At 74.5% G+C, this 17,079-nt stretch carries 19 protein-coding genes; 16 read left to right on the plus strand and 3 right to left on the minus strand.

Annotation, left to right across the window (positions count from 1 at the left end; translation table 11 throughout):
• The first annotated feature begins 118 nt into the window (after positions 1-118).
• On the plus strand, positions 119-1,072 hold the full coding sequence (locus N555_RS0118110; RefSeq protein WP_231502989.1) for an amidohydrolase family protein: 954 nt from the start codon (positions 119-121) through the stop codon (positions 1,070-1,072).
• 46 nt (positions 1,073-1,118) lie between these two features.
• Positions 1,119-2,867 (plus strand): proline--tRNA ligase, encoded by a 1,749-nt coding sequence (locus tag N555_RS0118115; protein ID WP_029432907.1) that lies wholly within the window; start codon positions 1,119-1,121, stop codon positions 2,865-2,867.
• On the opposite strand, the gene N555_RS0118120 is transcribed toward N555_RS0118115, so the two are convergent.
• On the minus strand, positions 2,864-3,274 hold the full coding sequence (locus N555_RS0118120; RefSeq protein ID WP_231502990.1) for a VOC family protein: 411 nt from the start codon (positions 3,272-3,274) through the stop codon (positions 2,864-2,866). The two genes, N555_RS0118115 and N555_RS0118120, sit on opposite strands and share 4 nt — an antisense overlap.
• 145 nt (positions 3,275-3,419) lie before the next feature.
• Between N555_RS0118120 and rpsP the strand changes: the two genes are divergently transcribed.
• From rpsP to dprA, 13 genes are all read left to right on the plus strand, one after another.
• Positions 3,420-3,890, plus strand: coding sequence for a 30S ribosomal protein S16 (gene rpsP / locus N555_RS0118125; protein ID WP_029432909.1), 471 nt, complete (start codon positions 3,420-3,422; stop codon positions 3,888-3,890).
• A gap of 3 nt (positions 3,891-3,893) precedes the next feature.
• On the plus strand, positions 3,894-4,130 hold the full coding sequence (locus N555_RS0118130; RefSeq protein WP_029432910.1) for an RNA-binding protein: 237 nt from the start codon (positions 3,894-3,896) through the stop codon (positions 4,128-4,130).
• Between the two features lie 11 nt (positions 4,131-4,141).
• Entirely contained in the window at positions 4,142-4,681 is a 540-nt protein-coding gene (rimM, locus tag N555_RS0118135; protein ID WP_029432911.1) for a ribosome maturation factor RimM, read from the plus strand.
• Complete coding sequence (gene trmD / locus N555_RS0118140) at positions 4,678-5,424, plus strand: tRNA (guanosine(37)-N1)-methyltransferase TrmD (RefSeq protein WP_029432912.1); 747 nt, start codon at positions 4,678-4,680, stop codon at positions 5,422-5,424. The genes rimM and trmD overlap by 4 nt, the downstream gene beginning before the upstream one ends.
• On the plus strand, positions 5,417-5,929 hold the full coding sequence (locus N555_RS0118145; protein WP_029432913.1) for an NUDIX hydrolase: 513 nt from the start codon (positions 5,417-5,419) through the stop codon (positions 5,927-5,929). Before trmD ends, N555_RS0118145 begins: the two co-directional genes overlap by 8 nt.
• A 174-nt stretch (positions 5,930-6,103) precedes the next feature.
• On the plus strand, positions 6,104-6,460 hold the full coding sequence (gene rplS / locus N555_RS0118150; RefSeq protein WP_029432914.1) for a 50S ribosomal protein L19: 357 nt from the start codon (positions 6,104-6,106) through the stop codon (positions 6,458-6,460).
• A gap of 64 nt (positions 6,461-6,524) precedes the next feature.
• Positions 6,525-7,508, plus strand: a complete 984-nt coding sequence (gene lepB / locus N555_RS0118155; RefSeq protein WP_029432915.1) for a signal peptidase I — start codon at positions 6,525-6,527, stop codon at positions 7,506-7,508.
• 355 nt (positions 7,509-7,863) lie between these two features.
• Positions 7,864-8,571 (plus strand): LuxR C-terminal-related transcriptional regulator, encoded by a 708-nt coding sequence (locus tag N555_RS0118160; protein WP_034511273.1) that lies wholly within the window; start codon positions 7,864-7,866, stop codon positions 8,569-8,571.
• Positions 8,572-8,793: 222 nt separating this feature from the next.
• The gene (locus N555_RS0118165; protein WP_029432917.1) at positions 8,794-9,540 is read left to right on the plus strand and encodes a ribonuclease HII; all 747 of its coding nucleotides are present in this window, start codon (positions 8,794-8,796) and stop codon (positions 9,538-9,540) included.
• A complete protein-coding gene (locus N555_RS0118170) occupies positions 9,537-9,857 on the plus strand; it encodes a DUF2469 domain-containing protein (protein ID WP_029432918.1) in 321 nt (106 codons plus the stop codon). The genes N555_RS0118165 and N555_RS0118170 overlap by 4 nt, the downstream gene beginning before the upstream one ends.
• 131 nt (positions 9,858-9,988) lie before the next feature.
• Positions 9,989-10,348, plus strand: coding sequence for a YraN family protein (locus N555_RS0118175; protein WP_029432919.1), 360 nt, complete (start codon positions 9,989-9,991; stop codon positions 10,346-10,348).
• Positions 10,345-11,865: a YifB family Mg chelatase-like AAA ATPase gene (locus N555_RS0118180; RefSeq protein WP_029432920.1), complete on the plus strand. Its 1,521-nt coding sequence runs from the start codon at positions 10,345-10,347 to the stop codon at positions 11,863-11,865. The genes N555_RS0118175 and N555_RS0118180 overlap by 4 nt, the downstream gene beginning before the upstream one ends.
• Positions 11,862-13,139: a DNA-processing protein DprA gene (gene dprA / locus N555_RS0118185; protein WP_081866325.1), complete on the plus strand. Its 1,278-nt coding sequence runs from the start codon at positions 11,862-11,864 to the stop codon at positions 13,137-13,139. Before N555_RS0118180 ends, dprA begins: the two co-directional genes overlap by 4 nt.
• Here dprA and N555_RS0118190 read toward each other — a convergent pair.
• On the minus strand, positions 13,080-15,029 hold the full coding sequence (locus tag N555_RS0118190; RefSeq protein WP_029432922.1) for an arabinofuranosyltransferase: 1,950 nt from the start codon (positions 15,027-15,029) through the stop codon (positions 13,080-13,082). The genes dprA and N555_RS0118190 overlap by 60 nt on opposite strands.
• 126 nt (positions 15,030-15,155) lie before the next feature.
• Entirely contained in the window at positions 15,156-15,962 is an 807-nt protein-coding gene (locus tag N555_RS0118195) for an acyl-CoA thioesterase (protein ID WP_029432923.1), read from the minus strand.
• Between the two features lie 95 nt (positions 15,963-16,057).
• Here N555_RS0118195 and N555_RS0118200 point away from each other — a divergent pair, with 95 nt between their 5' ends.
• A complete protein-coding gene (locus tag N555_RS0118200) occupies positions 16,058-16,993 on the plus strand; it encodes a tyrosine recombinase XerC (protein WP_029432924.1) in 936 nt (311 codons plus the stop codon).
• Positions 16,994-17,079 lie beyond the last annotated feature (86 nt).

A 17,079-nucleotide genomic window follows, 5' to 3' on the forward strand; every position in this document is an offset into this window, starting at 1 on the left:
GCTGCACCTCGCGGGGGTCGTCCTCCCGGAGGGCGAGCACCGCGACCTGTGGGTCCGCGACGGGCTGCTCACCTCCGAGCCGGTCGCCGGAGCCGAGACGGTCTCCCGGGGCGGCTTCGTGCTGCCCGGGCTGGTCGACGCGCACTGCCACGTCGGCATCGCCCGCGGCGGCGGCCACGTCGAGACCCTCGACGGGCTGCGCGAGCAGGCGCTCGCCGAGCGGGACGCCGGTGTCCTCGCGCTGCGCGACTGCGGCTCCCCGGTCGACACCCGGGCCCTGGACGACGAGCCGGACCTGCCGCGGATCATCCGTGCCGGCCGGCACCTGGCCAGCCCCCGCCGGTACCTGCCCGGTCTCGGGATCGAACTGGAGCCCGCGGACCTGGTCGCCGAGGTGCGGGTGCAGGCGCGCCGCGGTGACGGCTGGGTGAAGCTGATCGGCGACTGGATCGACCGCGAGGTCGGCGACCTGGCGCCCGAGTGGCCGGCCGAGGTCGTCGCCGCGGCCATCGCCGCCGCGCACGAGGAGGGCGCGAAGGTCACCGCGCACACGTTCGGCACCGACGCGCTGCCCGATCTGATCCGCGCCGGCATCGACTGCGTGGAGCACGGCACCGGCCTCACCGAGGAGCTCATCGGCGAGATGGCCGCCCGCGGCACCGCCGTCGTGCCCACCCTGGTCAACGTGGAGAACTTCCCCGGGTTCGCCGAGGCGGGGGAGAAGCGTTTCCCGCAGTACGCGTCGACGATGCGGCGGCTGTACGCGGACTCGGGTGCCGTGGTCAGGGCGGCGTACGAGGCCGGGGTGCCGGTGTTCGCCGGCACCGACGCCGGTGGCGGCATCGCGCACGGGCGGGTGGCCGACGAGATCCGCGCGCTGGCCGCGGCCGGGCTCCCCGCCGAGGCGGCGCTCGCGGCCGGATCGTGGGGTGCCCGCACCTGGCTGGGCCTGCCGAACGTCGTCGACGGCGCCCCGGCCGACCTGGTCGTCTACGACCGCGATCCGCGGACGGACCTCGACGTCCTCGCCCGTCCGTCGCTCACCGTCCTGCGCGGTCGGGTGTACCGCTAGCGAAACCCACCGGCGGCCCGGCGGGCCCGCCTGGGAGGATCGCCCCGTGCTCCTCCGGATGTCCTCCCTGTTCCTGCGCACCCTCCGCGACGACCCGGCCGACGCGGAGGTGCCCAGCCACCGGCTCCTCGTGCGTGCCGGGTACATCCGCCGCGCCGCCCCGGGCGGGTTCACCTGGCTGCCGCTGGGCTACCGGGTGTTCCGCAACGTCGAGCGCGTCGTCCGCGAGGAGATGGATGCGATGGGCGCGCAGGAGGTGCACTTCCCGGCGCTGCTGCCGCGCGAGCCCTACGAGGCCACCGGCCGGTGGACCGAGTACGGCCCCAACCTCTTCCGGCTGCAGGACCGCCGCGGCAACGACTTCCTCCTCGGCCCCACCCACGAGGAGATGTTCACGCTCCTGGTGAAGGACCTGTACTCGTCCTACAAGGACCTGCCGCTGTCGCTCTACCAGATCCAGACGAAGTACCGGGACGAGGCGCGGCCCCGGGCCGGGCTGTTCCGCGGCCGCGAGTTCACGATGAAGGACAGCTACTCCTTCGACGTCGACGACGCCGGTCTGGACAAGAGCTACGCCGCGCACCGCGACGCCTACATCCGGATCTTCGACCGGCTGGGCCTGGAGTACGTGATCGTCTCGGCGATGTCCGGCGCGATGGGCGGCTCCCGCAGCGAGGAGTTCCTGCACCCCACCGAGATCGGGGAGGACACCTTCGTCCGCTCGGCCGGTGGGTACGCGGCGAACGTCGAGGCCGTCACGACGGTGGTGCCCGACGCGATCCCGCTGGAGGGGCTGCCCGAAGCGCACGTCGAGGACACCCCCGACACCCCCACGATCGAGACGCTGGTCGCCGTCGCGCAGGAGAAGTTCCCCGACGCGGGGTACACCGCGGCGTCGACGCTGAAGAACGTCGTCGTCACGCTGCTGCACCCCGACGGCACGCGGGAGCCGCTCGTCATCGGCATCCCCGGGGACCGCGAGGTCGACGCCAAGCGCCTGGAGGCCCAGGTCGCGCCGGCCGAGGTCGAGCCGTTCACCGAGTTCGACAAGCACCCCGCGCTGGTCAAGGGCTACATCGGCCCGCAGGTGCTCGGTGCCGACAGCGACTCCGGCATCCGTTACCTGGTCGACCCCCGGGTCGTGCCGGGCAGCCGCTGGATCACCGGCGCCAACGAGCCCGGCAAGCACGTGTTCGACCTGGTGGCCGGCCGGGACTTCACCTGGGACGGCGTCGTCGAGGCCGCCGAGGTGCTGGCCGGTGACCCCGCGCCCGACGGCTCGGGGGCGCTGGAGCTCGCCCGCGGCGTCGAGATGGGCCACATCTTCCAGCTGGGCCGCAAGTACGCCGAGGCGCTGGACCTCAAGGTCCTCGACGAGAACGGCAAGCTCGTCACGGTCACCATGGGCTCCTACGGCATCGGCGTCTCGCGGGCCGTGGCCGCCATCGCCGAGTCGATGCACGACGAGCTCGGTCTCGTCTGGCCGCGGGAGATCGCGCCGGCCGACGTGCACGTCGTCGCCACCGGCAAGGACGCGGCGATCTTCGAGGCGGCGGAGCACCTGTCGGCGGAGCTCGTGGCGGCCGGCCTGACGGTGCTCTACGACGACCGGCCGAAGGTCAGCCCCGGCGTGAAGTTCAAGGACGCCGAGCTGCTCGGCATGCCGACGATCGTGACCGTGGGCCGGGGCCTGGCCGACGGCGTCATCGAGGTGCGCGACCGGGCGACCGGCGACCGCCAGGAGGTCCCGGTGGCCGAGGCGCGGGAGCGGGTGCTGGCGGCGGTGCGCGGCTAGCCCGCGACCAGCTCGACCTCGTAGCCGTCGTCGTCCTCGAGGTAGGCGGCGCGGTGGTCGGGGCCGCCGGCGAACGGGTGGCGGTCGGCGAACAGCAGCCGCCAGCCGTGCGCCGGCGCCTCGGCGACGAGGGCGTCCAGCTCCTGCGTCGTCCCCGCGTGGAACGCCAGGTGGTTGAGGCCGGGTGCGCGGCGCTCGTGCCGGTCGCCGGTCAGCGCGGGGGACTGCTCGACGACGACGTAGACGTCGCCCGCCCGCCACGACCGGCCGTGCTCCCACGACTGGTACGCGACCGCGCCCAGCCGGGTCAGCAACCACCCCCAGGAACGCTCGGCGCGGCCCAGGTCGGGCACCCACAGCTCCACGTGGTGGAGCAGTCCACGGCTGGTTTCCTCGCCCGTCGCCACGTCTGGCATCATGGACTGTCGAACACGGCGTCGTGCGGCCCTCTCACCGCGCCTCGGCCGTGTCCCTGGCTCCGCCCCGGCGTATCCCCACGCGCTCACCCGGCGAGCAACCGACAGACAGCGTTCGAGGAGAATCCGAGCCACCGTGGCCACCAAGATCAAGCTCATGCGCCTGGGCAAGATGCGCGCGCCGTACTACCGCATCGTCGTCGCCGACTCGCGCACCAAGCGTGACGGCCGCTCGATCGAGACGATCGGCAAGTACCACCCCAAGGAGGACCCCTCCTTCATCGAGGTCGACAGCGAGCGCGCGCAGTACTGGCTGGGTGTCGGCGCGCAGCCGACCGAGGCCGTCGCCGCCATCTTCCGGGTCACCGGTGACTGGCAGAAGTTCAAGGGCGAGGCCGCGCCGCCGCCCATGAAGGTCGCCGCCCCGAAGCCGGACAAGAAGGCCCTCTACGAGGCCGCCGTCCTGGCCGGTGGGGACGAGCCGGCCGCCGGCGCCACCACCCCGAAGAAGAAGGCCGCTCCCAAGGCCGAGGCCGCCTCCGAGGCCGCCCCTGCTGCTGCGGACGCCGCTCCGGCGGACGCCCCCGCCGAGACGCCCGCCGAGTAAGACATGGTGGAAGAGGCGCTCGAGCACCTGGTCAAGGGCATCGTCGACCACCCGGAGGACGTCCAGGTCGACCTGCTCACCAACCGTCGCGGCAAGACCCTCGAGGTCCGGGTGCACCCCGACGACCTGGGCAAGGTCATCGGCCGCGGCGGGCGCACCGCCAAGGCGCTGCGCACCGTCATGACCGGCGTCGGTGGCCGGGGCCTGCGGGTCGACGTCGTCGACACCGACGGGCGCTGAGCGCACCACCCTTGAGCACCACCCCTGACGACACCGTGGTGGTCGGCCGCATCGGCCGGCCCCACGGTGTTCGTGGTCTGGTGACCGTCGAGGTCCGGACGGACGACCCCGACCAGCGGTTCGCCCCCGGCGCCGTGCTGACCACCGAGCCCGCCGACCGCGGCCCGCTGACGGTCGTGGACAAGCGCTGGCACAGCGGCACCCTGCTGCTCCAGCTGGCCGCCCCCTCCGGCGAGGTCTACGAGCGCCGGGAGACCGTCGACGCGCTGCGCAACACGATGCTGGTCGTCCCCGTGGCCGAGCTCCCGCCGATCGAGGAGCCGGACTCCTTCTACGACCACCAGCTCGTCGGCCTCGCCGTCCGGCTGCCCGACGGCTCGGTCGTCGGCGAGGTCACCGCCGTCCGGCACGAGGCGCAGGACCTGCTGGTCGTGCGGCGCACCGGTGGCGGGGAGTCGTTGATCCCCTTCGTGTCGGCCATCGTCCCGACGGTGGACGTCGCCGGCGGCTTCCTGGTCATCGACCCGCCCGAGGGGCTGCTGGACCTGTGAGCGGACAGCCGTTCCGGGTCGACGTCGTCACCATCTTCCCCGAGTACCTGGCCCCGCTGCGGCAGTCGCTGCTCGGCAAGGCCGCCGACAAGGGGCTGGTCTCGATCGGCGTGCACGACCTGCGGCAGTGGACCGACGACCTGCACCGCACGGTCGACGACGCCCCCTACGGCGGCGGCCCGGGCATGGTCATGCGCCCCGAGCCGTGGGCGCAGGCGCTGGAGGCCGTGCGCCCGCCGGGCACGCGCCTGGTCGTCCCCACCCCGGCCGGGCGGCCGTTCACCCAGGCCGTGGCCGCCTCGTGGGCGGCCGAGCCGGGTCTGGTCTTCGCCTGCGGCCGCTACGAGGGCATCGACCAGCGGGTGGCCGACTGGGCCGCCGACGCCGGACCGGTCTCCGAGGTCTCGATCGGCGACTACGTGCTGGCCGGTGGCGAGTCCGCGGTGCTGGTCATGGTCGAGGCGGTCACCCGGTTGCTGCCCGGTGTGGTCGGGAACCGGGAGTCGGTCGAGTTCGACTCGCACGCCGACGGCCTGCTCGAGGGGCCCTCGTACACCCGGCCGGCCTCGTGGCGGGACCGCGACGTCCCGCCCGTGCTGCTCTCCGGGGACCACGCCGCCATCGCCCGCTGGCGGCGCGCGGAGTCGCTGCGCCGGACGGCCGAGCGCCGTCCCGACCTCCTCGCGGCGCTGCCCGCCGAGGCGCTGACCGACGCCGAGCGCGCGGTCCTCGACGGTGACTGACGCCGCGACCGGCCGCCCGTGGGTGCGGCCGACGGCACGGGTCGTCGTGCTGGACCCCGCCGGACGGGTGCTGCTGCTCGGGGCGCGGCTGTCCGGACCGGACGAGACGCCCGGCGACGTCCTGTTCTGGTACACCCCGGGCGGGGGAGTGGAGGACGGCGAGAGCGTCCGCGAGGCCGCCGTCCGGGAGCTCGCCGAGGAGATCGGGCTCGTCGCCGAACCGGCCGCCCTCGAGGGCCCGGTGTGGTTCCGCCGGCACCTCGGCGCGTTCGGCGGGACGGACATCGACTCGCGCGAGACGTTCTTCGTGCTCCGGGACGTCGAGCACACCGTCGACGGCTCGGGCCGCACCGAGCTGGAGGTGCTGGGGGACGAGCCGCACCGCTGGTGGACGGTCGGGGAGATCCTCGCGTCGGCGGAGGAGTTCGCTCCCGCGGACCTCGCCGACGCCCTGGTCGCGCTGCTGCGTGGCCCCCACCAGGGGCCGCCGCGCTTCGTCTCGTGAAGTCGTGGCAGAATGACTAGCTGCTGCACGACCGTCGGCCTGGCCGACGGGGCTCCCATGCCGGAGCTGCAGCTCCCGGGACGGACAGCCGGGTGCCCCGCTGTCCGAGACCGCCGAGACCATGCAGAAGAACCTGCCGCCGAAGAACCTGGCTGAGACAAGAGGATCGCCGCGATGAACACCCTGGACGTACTCGACAGCGACTCGTTGCGGAACGACATCCCCGCGTTCCGCCCGGGCGACACCGTGAAGGTGCACGTGCGCGTGGTCGAGGGCAACCGCTCCCGCATCCAGGTCTTCCAGGGCGTCGTCATCCGTCGCCAGGGCGGCGGGATCCGCGAGACCTTCACCGTCCGCAAGGTCAGCTTCGGCGTCGGCGTGGAGCGCACCTTCCCGGTGCACACCCCCGTCGTGGAGAAGATCGAGGTGCTGACCCGCGGTGACGTGCGTCGCGCCAAGCTGTACTACCTCCGCGAGCTGCGCGGCAAGGCCGCCAAGATCAAGGAGAAGCGCGAGCCCGTCGCGCGCTGACACACCGCGCCCGGCTGGACCTGCCTCGACCCGGCGGGCTCCCCACGCCCGTACGCTGCTCTCGATGAGCAGCGACCGGCACGGGGGGCCCGCCGACGTCGTCCCGGGGGACGACGAGCCGAGCAGCGGAGGCCCGGACGGCGCGGAGGCCGATCCCGCCGCTGCCGCCGAGTCCGCCGCTCCGCCGTCTCCGGCGGGTGCCCGACGCAGGTGGTGGGGTGGCCGCCGCCCCGAGCCGGGCGCGAAGCCCTCACTGCTGCGCGAGTTGCCGGTGCTGCTGCTGGTGGCCTTCGTGCTCGCGCTGCTGGTCAAGACGTTCCTCGTGCAGGCGTTCTTCATCCCGTCCGGGTCGATGGAGACCACGCTGCACGGCTGCCCGGGCTGCACCGGCGACCGCGTGCTGGTGAACAAGGTGCCGTACTGGTTCGGCGAGCCCGAGCCCGGTGACATCGTCGTCTTCGAGGGGCCCGACACCTGGTCGCCCGAGGTCGAGGTGGCCGAGCCCAGCAACTGGTTCTCGGGCGGGTTGCTGTGGCTGGGGCGGGCGATCGGCGTGGCCCCGCCCAGCGAGGACGACTACGTGAAGCGCGTGATCGCCGTCGGCGGTCAGACGGTCGAGTGCTGCGACGCCGAGGGCCGGGTCATGGTCGACGGCCGGCCGCTGGACGAGCCGTACATCTACCAGAACACCCCCATCGAGACCCGCGCATTCGGACCGGTCACCGTTCCGGAGGGCCGGTTGTGGGTGATGGGTGACCACCGTTCGGCCTCCGCCGACTCCCGCTCGCACAGCGGCGACGAGTACTTCGGCACGATCGCCGTCGACGACGTCATCGGGAAGGCCGCGCTGATCGTCTGGCCGCTGGACCGGTTCGGCACGCTGGACTCGCCCGACATCCAGGCCACCGAGGCCGCGGGTGCTCCGGTGACGGGCGCGGTCGCGGTCGCCGCGCCTCCTGTGCTGGGACTCGTCGGCGCCGTCCCGGTCGTCGCGTGGCGCCGTCGCCGTCGGCTGCGCGGCGGTCTGCGTCGCCGGCCCGGGCGCTGACCGCTCCACCCTGAGCTCACCGAGCCGAGTTCTTCGAGCCGCTGAGCCACCTCGCGCCGATCCTCTTGCGAGGACCGGTCGCGCTCCGATGTCTGCGGTCCGCCGCCCCTGGCCGGGGCCTACGAGCGCGTCTCGGCGGGCCGCACCGGGATGCGAATGGTCGTCGAATGGTGGATCGCCATGTCGACAATCAAGACAACTGTTGCAGGTGGGATTGATCGGTGTGTTTCCGGGCGATCGAACAATGGCGGAAAAAATGTCGGACAAACTGTCAAGCAGTTCTCTCACTCGTCCGATGGATGGTGTGTAAGCACCACCCCGAACGTGTGAAACGGAGTCGACAGTGTCTGCACCCATGGCGAGCACCGCCCGCGGAGTCACCCGCGTGCTCATCCTCGCCGACGCCCCGGTCCTCCGCCGCGGGCTGGTCAGCATGATCAACGAGACCGCCGGGATGCAGTCGGTCGGCACCCCGGGCGAGCTCCGCCGGGCCCTGACCCTGGTCGAGACCGCCCGCCCCGACGCCGTCGTGGTCGAGCTGGGCTCGGGCCGCGCCGCCACGCTCGCCGCCTGCCGCGACCTGCGTCGCCGCTTCCCCCGCGTCGCCATCGTCGCGCTGGCCACCTCCGAGGACCCGGCCGTGGTCAACGAGGCCGTCGCCGCGGGTGTCCGTGGGTACCTGATGATCAACACCAGCCCCACCCTGCTGGGCTGGGCCATCCTCGCTGCCCGCGCCGGCCGCACCGTGGTCGACCCGCAGATCCGCCGCGTGGAGCCCTCGGGCCTCCCGGCCGCCAAGCCCTTCGCTCCCGAGGTGCCCCTGACCCGGCGCGAGTCCGACGTGCTCGACGAGCTGCTCCAGGGCCAGTCGAACCGCCAGATCGGCCGCAACCTGTTCATCAGCGAGGACACCGTCAAGAGCCACGTCAAGGCCATCCTGCGCAAGCTGGGTGCCCGCGACCGGGCCCACGCGGTCTCCCTGGTGCTCTCGTCGCGCTCCTCCGGCGCCGGCTGCACCTGCGGCGCCCACGCCCCGGCGACCGCCGAGACCGCCGAGGTCTGAGTCCCCAGACCCCGGGTGCGGGGGTGGTCCGTGGCCACCTCCCGCCCCGGCGGCGCCGGACCGGACGGTTCGCCTCCTCAGCGATCCGGTCCAGCGCCCGCGACCCCTCGGGGTCGCACCCGTCCACGAGCCGGCCCCTCCTGCCCAGGGGGCCGGCTCGTGGCGCGTGGGGGCCCTGGTGGCCGTCAGTCCGTCGTGCCCCCGTCGTAGTGTCGGGACGCGATGGCAGTCCGTACCGCACCTCAGCGCTCCCCGGCTCCCGAGGACCGGTCCGACGCGCTCTGGGACATGGAGCGCCGCCTGCGCCGCCGCGGCTTCACCGCGGTCGCCGGCGCGGACGAGGCCGGACGCGGGGCCTGTGCCGGACCGCTGGTCGCCGCCGCGTGCGTGCTCCCCGCCGGCCGACGTGGCCGCGTGCCGGAGCTGGCGGACTCCAAGCTGCTCACCGCCGCGGCGCGGGAGCGCGTGTACGCGGAGGTCGTCGAGCGCGCCGTCGCCTGGTCGGTCGTGGTGATGCCCGTGCCCGACCTCGATGCGCGCGGCATGCACGTCACCAACATCGAGGCGCTGCGGCGGGCCGTCTGGCTGCTCGACCCCGGCGCCGACTACGTGCTCACCGACGGGTTCCCCGTGAGCGGACTGGCCCGGCCCACCCTGGCGGTGTGGAAGGGCGACCGGGTCGCCGCCTGCGTCGCCGCGGCATCGGTGCTGGCCAAGGTGACGCGGGACCGCATCATGCTCGACCTGCACGAGCGGTTCCCGCAGTACGACTTCGCCGTGCACAAGGGGTACATCACCGACGCTCACAGCGCCGCCCTCGACCGCCACGGGCCCTGTCCGGAGCACCGGCGGCGCTTCGTCAACGTCGCGCGGGCGGCCGCGGCACACGCCGGTCGAGACGCCGGGCTGACCGCCGCCGCGTCGATGGTCGATGATGGGTCCATGCGCATCTCCGGAGAGCCGCGATGAGCACCGAGGACCTGGAGAAGTACGAGACCGAGATGGAGCTGCAGCTCTATCGCGAGTACCGGGACATCGTCCGCCAGTTCACCTACGTGGTGGAGACCGAGCGGCGCTTCTACCTGGCCAACTCGGTCGACCTCCAGGTCCGCGAGGCCGGCGGCGAGGTCTTCTTCGAGCTCAAGCTCTCCGACGCCTGGGTGTGGGACATGTACCGCCCGGCCCGCTTCGTGCGGAACGTGCGGGTGCTGACGTTCAAGGACGTCAACGTCGAGGAGCTGGACAAGCCGGACCTCGAGCTGCCGGACGGCCCGCGCCTGCCCTGATCGATCGCGCATGCCGGTGAGACTGACCGGTGGGGCCGACACCCCCGCCCGGCCCGTCCACAGGTCCCACCGCCGTCCACAGAGCGCCGCGGGCGGTGGTGTCCCGCCCCGCCCCGGCTCACGGTCGTGCGGTGCGAACGACGACGGAACTGGGCCAGCGCGGTGAGCGGATCGCCGCCCGCTACCTGACCGACCGCGGTCTGCGGCTGCTCGACCGGAACTGGCGGTGCCGGGAGGGCGAACTCGACATCGTGGCCCGCGACGGCGACGCGATCGTCTTCTGCGAGGTGAAGACCCGCCGCGCGGTCGGCTTCGGTCATCCCGTCGAGGCCGTGACCCCCACCAAGCAGCGGCGGCTGCGGCTGCTGGCCTCGCGCTGGCTGGCCGCGCACGAGGAACACGCGCCGGACCTGCGCTTCGACGTCGTCGGCGTCCTCGTCCTGGGAACCGGGCCGGCGGTCGTCACCCACCTGCCGGCGGCGTTCTCGTGAGCCTGGCCCGGACGTGGTCGGTCGGTCTGGCCGGTGTGCACGGCGCCCTCGTCGAGGTCGAGGTGGACATGTCGGCCGGCATGCCCGGGGTGGTGCTCGTCGGGTTACCCGACGCGGTCGTGCGCCAGTCGGTGGACCGGGTCCGCGCCGCGGTGGCGAACGCCGGCGCCAGTTGGCCGCTGCGCCGGGTGACGATCGGGCTGTCCCCGGCGTCGATGCCCAAGCAGGGGAGTGGCTTCGACCTGGCGCTGGCCGCCGGCGTCCTCGCCGCGGCAGAGGTCGTGCCGGCGGCCGCCGTGGCCGATCTCGTGCTGCTGGGTGAGCTGGGGCTTGACGGCACCGTGCGCGCGATCCGGGGGGTCCTGCCCTCGGTGCTGGCAGCCCGCGCGGCGGGGCATCGGCAGGTGGTCGTCCCGAGGCAGAACGCCGACGAGGCGGCACTGGTCGAGGGCGTCACCGTCCTGCCGGTGGGGTCGCTGCGGGACCTGCTGGCCCATCTGACCGGCCGGTCCCGGCTGGCGCCGCACGTCCGCGGGGCGTTGCCCGACCCGCCGGCAGGGCCGGACCTCGGCGACGTGGTCGGTCAGGCGGTGGGCCGCCGCGCGGTCGAGGTCGCCGCGGCGGGCGGGCACCACCTGTTCCTCGCCGGTCCGCCGGGCGCGGGGAAGACGATGCTGGCCGAGCGGCTGCCCGGGCTGCTGCCGGCGCTGGACCAGCAGTCCGCGCTCGAGGTCACGGCGATCCACTCGGTGGCCGGCACCCTGCCGCCGGAGGCGCCCCTCATCACCCGTCCGCCCTTCGAGTCGCCCCACCACTCGGCGACCATGGCCGCGCTCGTGGGCGGCGGATCGGGACTGATCCGGCCCGGGGCGCTCTGCCGGGCCCACCGCGGCGTCCTCTTCCTGGACGAGTGCCCGGAGTTCCCCCGCGCCGTCCTGGACACCCTCCGCCAGCCGCTGGAACGGGGCTCGGTCACCATCTCGCGGGCCTCCGGTTCGGCGACCTTCCCGTGCCGCGCCCAGCTCGTGCTCGCGGCCAATCCCTGCCCGTGTGCCACGGCGGCGGGCGACGCCGCCTGCACCTGCAGCGCTCACGAGCGACGGCGCTACCAGTCGCGGCTGTCCGGGCCGCTGCTGGACCGGATCGACCTGCGGGTCGACCTGCCACCCGTCACCCGGGCCGCGTGGCTGGACGGAGGGGAGCCTCCCGAGTCCTCTGCCGCCGTGGCCGCGCGGGTCGCCGTCGCCCGGTCCGTCGCGGCGGAGCGGCTGCGCGGCAGTGGGCTGACCCTGAACGCGCAGGTGCCCGGTCGCCTGCTGCGGGAGCGGTGGGTGGTGCCCCGCTCGGCCTCGCGCCTGGCCGAACGGGCGCTCGAACGCGGCGTGCTGTCGGTCCGCGGCTTCGACCGCGTGCTCCGGGTGGCGTGGACGTTGAGCGACCTGGCCGGCCTGACCGTCCCAGGACCCGCCGAGGTCGCCGAAGCGCTCGGGATGCGACTGCAGCGGGTGGCGGCATGACCACCGGCACCGGTCCAGCCCTGGAATGGCAGCCGCCCGGGCCGGCAGGCGCGCTGGAGACGGTGCGTCGGGCCCGCGCCTGGCTCAGCCGCGCCGCGGAGCCGGGCAGCGTCGTCTTCTGGGCGTTCGTCGAGCAGGCCGGGCCCGTGGACGCCGTGCGGATCCTGCGGGCGGGCCGGGCGCCGGAGGCGGTCCAGGCGCTGGTGGGCGCCCGCGCATCTCAGGACGCCAGCCTGGCCGACCTGCGCCGTGCCGAGCGATGCGGTGCCCGGTTGGTCGTCCCGGAGGACGACGAGTGGCCGGCGGCCGCTCTGCACGCCCTCACCGTGGCCGTCGGAGGGGAGCCCGCCTCGCCGAAGGAGATGGGCGACCGGACGCAGGCGCCGGTCCCGCCGGTGGCCCTCTGGGTCCGTGGTCCCGGGAACCTGGCCGAGGTGGTGGACCGGTCGGTGGCCCTGGTCGGTGCGCGGGCGTCCACGGCCTACGGGGAGCACGTGGCCGGCGACCTGGCCCACCGTCTGGGAGAGCGGGGCTGGACGGTGGTCTCCGGCGGTGCCTACGGCATCGACGCAGCCGCCCACCGGGGCGCGCTCGCCGCCGGAGCACCGACGGTCGCGGTGCTGGCCTGCGGCGTCGACCGGGTCTATCCCACCGGCAACGGTGCCCTGCTCGAGCGGATCGCCCAGGACGGGCTGGTGGTCAGCGAGTGGCCCCCGGGCGCGGCGCCGCACCGGCACCGCTTCCTGGTCCGCAACCGGCTGATCGCGGCGCTCACCCGCGGCACCGTGGTCGTCGAGGCGGCGGCCCGGTCGGGTGCCCGGGCGACCGCGCGCCGGGCCGCCCGGCTGGGGCGGCCGGTCATGGCGGTCCCGGGACCGGTCACCTCCGCGATGTCGGTGGGCTGCCACGAGCTCGTGCGTGACCGGGAGCTCGGTGCGGTGCTCGTGTCCAGCGCCGCGCACGTCATCGAGGAGGTGGGCCGGCTGGGGGACGACCTGGCGCCCACGCCGGAGCGGGCGACCGAGCTGCGCGACGACCTCTCCGACGTGGCCCGGCGGGTGCTCGACGCGTGCCCGGTACGCCGGGGTGTCACCCCCGAACGACTGGCGGCCGTGGCCGGGTGCGGAGTGGTCGAGGTCCTGCAGGTCCTCCCTGCGCTGGAGATCGCGGGCCTCGTGCAGTGGACCGGGTCCGGCTGGCGGCTGGCCCCACCGTCAGTCGGCGCGGACCGCGACGACGAAGGGCCCGACGTCCTCGGTGCGGAAGGCGGGTGACGTGAACAGGTCGGGGTCGAACACCACGTCGGCGAAGGCGGTGTTCGGAGCCGCGGGGAAGGCGTCGGAGCCCAGCCGCAGGTGCAGGCCGTCGTCCTCGCGGCGGAGCACGAGGGCGTCGGGGGCCTTCCACGGGCAGTCGTCCAGCAGCCCCAGCAGCTCCGACTGCGTACTGCTGGCGGCGAGACGGTGGATGTAGTCGGCGCGCGCCTCGTAGTCGGCCAGGGGATTGGCGTAGTGCGGGATCATGCTCTGGAATCCGCGGTAGGCATGCACCGACAGCAGCGTGTAGTCGGTGCTCAGCACGATCGCGCGGTCCTCGGCCAGACCGGTCAGGTCGTCGATCGAGGTGGCCAGCGCGTCGTTCCAGCCCTCCTCCCGGTCGGGGTCCACCTCGCCGCGCGCGTTCCGGCCGCTCGGGTACGGGGTGGCGTAGGCCCGGTCGATCCGGTCGTCCAGGTCGTGCACCCGTGCGTCCACCACCTGCGTGAGGGCCAGGGCGGCGAGCAGGACGGCGGCCACCGCCAGGCGGCGCGGCTGCCACGAGCGTCCCGAGAGGACCGACCGGGCCCGCGGCAGCAGTTCGGCGAGCGCCAGGACACCGGCGGTGGCCAGCACGAGGACGAGCAGGTTCTGGAAGCGGAACGCCAGGAGCGTCGTGCCGAAGGGCAGCGCCAGGGTGTTCGCCGCGTACCACCCGTAGGTGACGGCGGCGGTGACCAGCAGTGCGAGCAGCACGTCCGGTCGCCGACCCCATGGCGTCACCAACCGGGCGAGCAGGGCCAGCAGTCCGACCCCGAGCAGGAGGTGCCACGGGTCGGCGCCCAGGACGGCGGGCAGTTCGGCCGAGATGTCCGGGAGGAACCGCGCGGCCACGTTGTCCCGGTTCCCGGACGACAGCGACGTCACCAGGAACGGCGCCCACACGACGAGGGCGAGGAGGACCGCCGGCACTGCCGCGACGACCAGGCAGCCGACCGCCCGCCGCAGTGCGCCCCGGCGGTCCTCGCGAGCGCCGGCGACGGCCACGCCCGCGAGCACGGTCACCAGGGCCGCACCGGCCAGACCGAACAGCGAGTACGTGGCCGCCGCGGCCCCCAGGAAGAGCCCGACGCAGACGAGGGCCGCCCGGCGCGGGGCAGCAAACGTCACCTGGCGCCAGAAGACGACGGCGACAGCGGGCAGCAGCGCGGCCACCGGCCACGAGTAGGGCTCCGTCGCCGAGAGGGACACGCTGGTCACCAGGGTCACCACCGCGACCCCGATGGCGGTCCGCCAGCCGACGAGGCGGGACCACACGACCCACACCAGCGCCGGGGTCGTGCCCACGGTGGTGAGCGCCACGGGCTTGAACGCCGCCCATCCGGGTGTGCCCGTCAGGTCCGCGATCCGCCCGGCCACCCAGAACCAGGCCGCCGGGTAGAACGACGGCAGGTCGGCGTAGTTCATGTCCGCCAGCGCCGGGCTGTCGGTCATGCGGGTCAGGTACTGGGTGCGGAACTGCTGGTCGGCCCACAGCCCGCCGAAGTAGTACGACGTCCCGTGCAGCGGCCAGGCCAGGACCGACGTGGCCGTCGCCGTCAGGAGCGCCACGATCAGCCCGGCGCGCAGCCAGGACGGCATCCGCCGCGAGAGCACCACCGCCGCGAGTCCGGCGCAGGCGACCACGAGCGTCCAGGTGGTGACCGCCGCCGGCACATAGGTGTCGGCCGGCAGGTCGACGGCGGTGATCGCCCACTGGACGGCCAGGCTGACCGCCAGGGCCAGGACCGCGAGCCCGGCCACCGACCCGGCGGAGAGACCGCGACCGGGGCCCACGGGCTCCGGTCCGGTGCCTCCGGCCCCGACCGGTGGCGATCCGACGCCCCGGGTCCGCAGGTCCTGCGCCACGGTGAGTTCCTTCCGCCGCCGGTGACGGCGCCCTGGTCCTCAGAACCGCCCCGCGGTCCAGTCAACCCCGCCCGCCTGGGAGCCGCAGGGCCCCGCCGGCCACCGGGACGACGCCCGGGCGCCGGGTCAGCCCCGCGGTGCGAAGGTGATGACCTCCTGCGCGAAGGAGGCCACGACGGCCCCGTCGCGGGTGCGGACCGTGCCGCGCACCAGGCCGCGGTCGCCGCAGATCCTCGTCGGCTCGGCGGAGTAGAGCAGCCATGCGCCGGCGTCGACCGGCCCGTGGAACCACAGGGTGTGGTCCAACGTCACCCCGCGGGTCTCCGGGGGCGGGGGTGGGCCGGGCACCTGAGCCGCGGCGAACACCATGTAGTCGGACACGAACGCCACGACGGCGGCGTGCAGGCCGGGGTCGTCGCCGGACAGCGGCAGGTGGGGGCGCACCCAGTACGGGTGCAGCGGGGCGTAGATGTCGGCTCCGGCGTCGACCCGGTGCGCTCCGGCGGGGCGGAACTCGAACGGGTCCATGCCCATCAGCCGCACCTCGTCCGGGCCGATCTCCTCCGGTGCGGTGGGCATCGGCGGCAGCGGTGCCGACCAGTCCGGGCCCGCGCCGCCGGAGCGGAACGAGGCGGTCAGGAGCAGGGGTGTCTGCCCGCCCTGCTCCACGGTGACCAGGCGGGTGGCGCTGGACCGGCCGTCGCGGACCGCGCGGACCCCGAGCTGCAGGGGGCTGCCGAGCTCCCCGCCGGAGGGGAACACGGCGTGCACCGAGTGGGGGAGCAGCCCCGTGGTGACGGTCCGCGCGGCCGCCCGCACCGCCAGCCCGAGGGTGTACCCGCCGTACAGGTGGCCCTCGACGAGTGGCTCGTTCTCGAACGCGTCGTCCCCCCGGGGGTGCAGACGGAGCAGCGCGTCGAAGTCGTGTGCCATACCGGATCACTACCACCGCGGGAGGGGCGCTCTGCGGCCGCGGCGCCGCGGCGCGCCCGCTTGACCGGCCGACGCCCCCGACGGACTGTTCCTCCGTGTCCGCCTCGACAGCCCAGGTGCGTGGGGGGCTGCCGCCCGCTCTGGCCGCGGTCGTGGACGACTACGAGGAGCACCTGCGCGGCGCGCGGGAACTCTCCGACCACACCGTGCGCGCCTACGTCACCGACACCGTCTCCCTGCTCGACCACCTGGCCCGTCGCAGCGGCACCCGGGCCGACGACCTCGACCTGGCCGCCCTGCGCAGCTGGCTGGCCAAGGGGCGCACCACCGGCGACGGCCGGGCCACGACCGCCCGCCGCGCCGCGTCGGCCCGGTCGTTCACGGCCTGGCTGCGCCGGACCGGGCTGACACCCGAGGACGTCGGCCTGCGGCTGGTCAGCCCGAAGGCGCACCGCACCCTCCCCGAGGTGCTGGCGCCGGCGCAGGCGCGGGCCGTCGTGGAGTCGACCGCCGGGGCGGAGGAACCCGTCGGCCTCCGTGACGCGCTGGTGCTCGAGCTCCTCTACGCCAGCGGCATCCGCGTCAGCGAGCTGGTCGGCCTCGACGTCGACGACGTCGACCGCGGCCGGCACCTGCTGCGCGTGCTGGGGAAGGGCCGCAAGGAGCGCAGCGTCCCCTACGGGCTGCCGGCCGAGCGCGCACTGGACGCCTGGTTGACCCGGGGCCGGCCGGCGCTGGCCACCGATCGCTCCGGCCCGGCTCTGCTGCTGGGTGCGCGCGGCGGCCGGCTGGACGCCCGGGAGGCGCGGCGCACCGTCCACACCGCGGTCGCCGCGACGCCCGGCGCGCCCGACATCGGGCCGCACGGCCTGCGGCACTCGGCGGCCACGCACGTGCTCGAGGGCGGTGCCGACCTGCGCTCGGTCCAGGAGCTCCTGGGCCACGCCAGCCTCGCCACCACGCAGATCTACACCCATGTGACGGTCGAACGGCTCCGCGCCGTCCACGCGCAGGCCCATCCGCGCGCGTGAACCTCCCGGCGGCTGCCGATACCGTGAGCGCAACGCATCCACGGGGCCGTCCACTCGGCCCCACCAGCGAGCGGGGGAGTTCCACC

The organism is Blastococcus sp. URHD0036, assembly GCF_000701365.1.
Classification (GTDB): domain Bacteria; phylum Actinomycetota; class Actinomycetes; order Mycobacteriales; family Geodermatophilaceae; genus Trujillonella.

Coding starts and splice junctions, on each gene's coding strand:
- N555_RS0118195 (WP_029432923.1), bottom strand. CDS start 15,962: ATGGCACACGACTTCGACGCGCTGCTCCGTCTGCACCCCCGGGGGGAC.
- rplS (WP_029432914.1), top strand. CDS start 6,104: ATGAACACCCTGGACGTACTCGACAGCGACTCGTTGCGGAACGACATC.
- N555_RS0118170 (WP_029432918.1), top strand. CDS start 9,537: ATGAGCACCGAGGACCTGGAGAAGTACGAGACCGAGATGGAGCTGCAG.
- dprA (WP_081866325.1), top strand. CDS start 11,862: ATGACCACCGGCACCGGTCCAGCCCTGGAATGGCAGCCGCCCGGGCCG.
- N555_RS0118160 (WP_034511273.1), top strand. CDS start 7,864: ATGGCGAGCACCGCCCGCGGAGTCACCCGCGTGCTCATCCTCGCCGAC.
- lepB (WP_029432915.1), top strand. CDS start 6,525: ATGAGCAGCGACCGGCACGGGGGGCCCGCCGACGTCGTCCCGGGGGAC.
- N555_RS0118165 (WP_029432917.1), top strand. CDS start 8,794: ATGGCAGTCCGTACCGCACCTCAGCGCTCCCCGGCTCCCGAGGACCGG.
- N555_RS0118130 (WP_029432910.1), top strand. CDS start 3,894: ATGGTGGAAGAGGCGCTCGAGCACCTGGTCAAGGGCATCGTCGACCAC.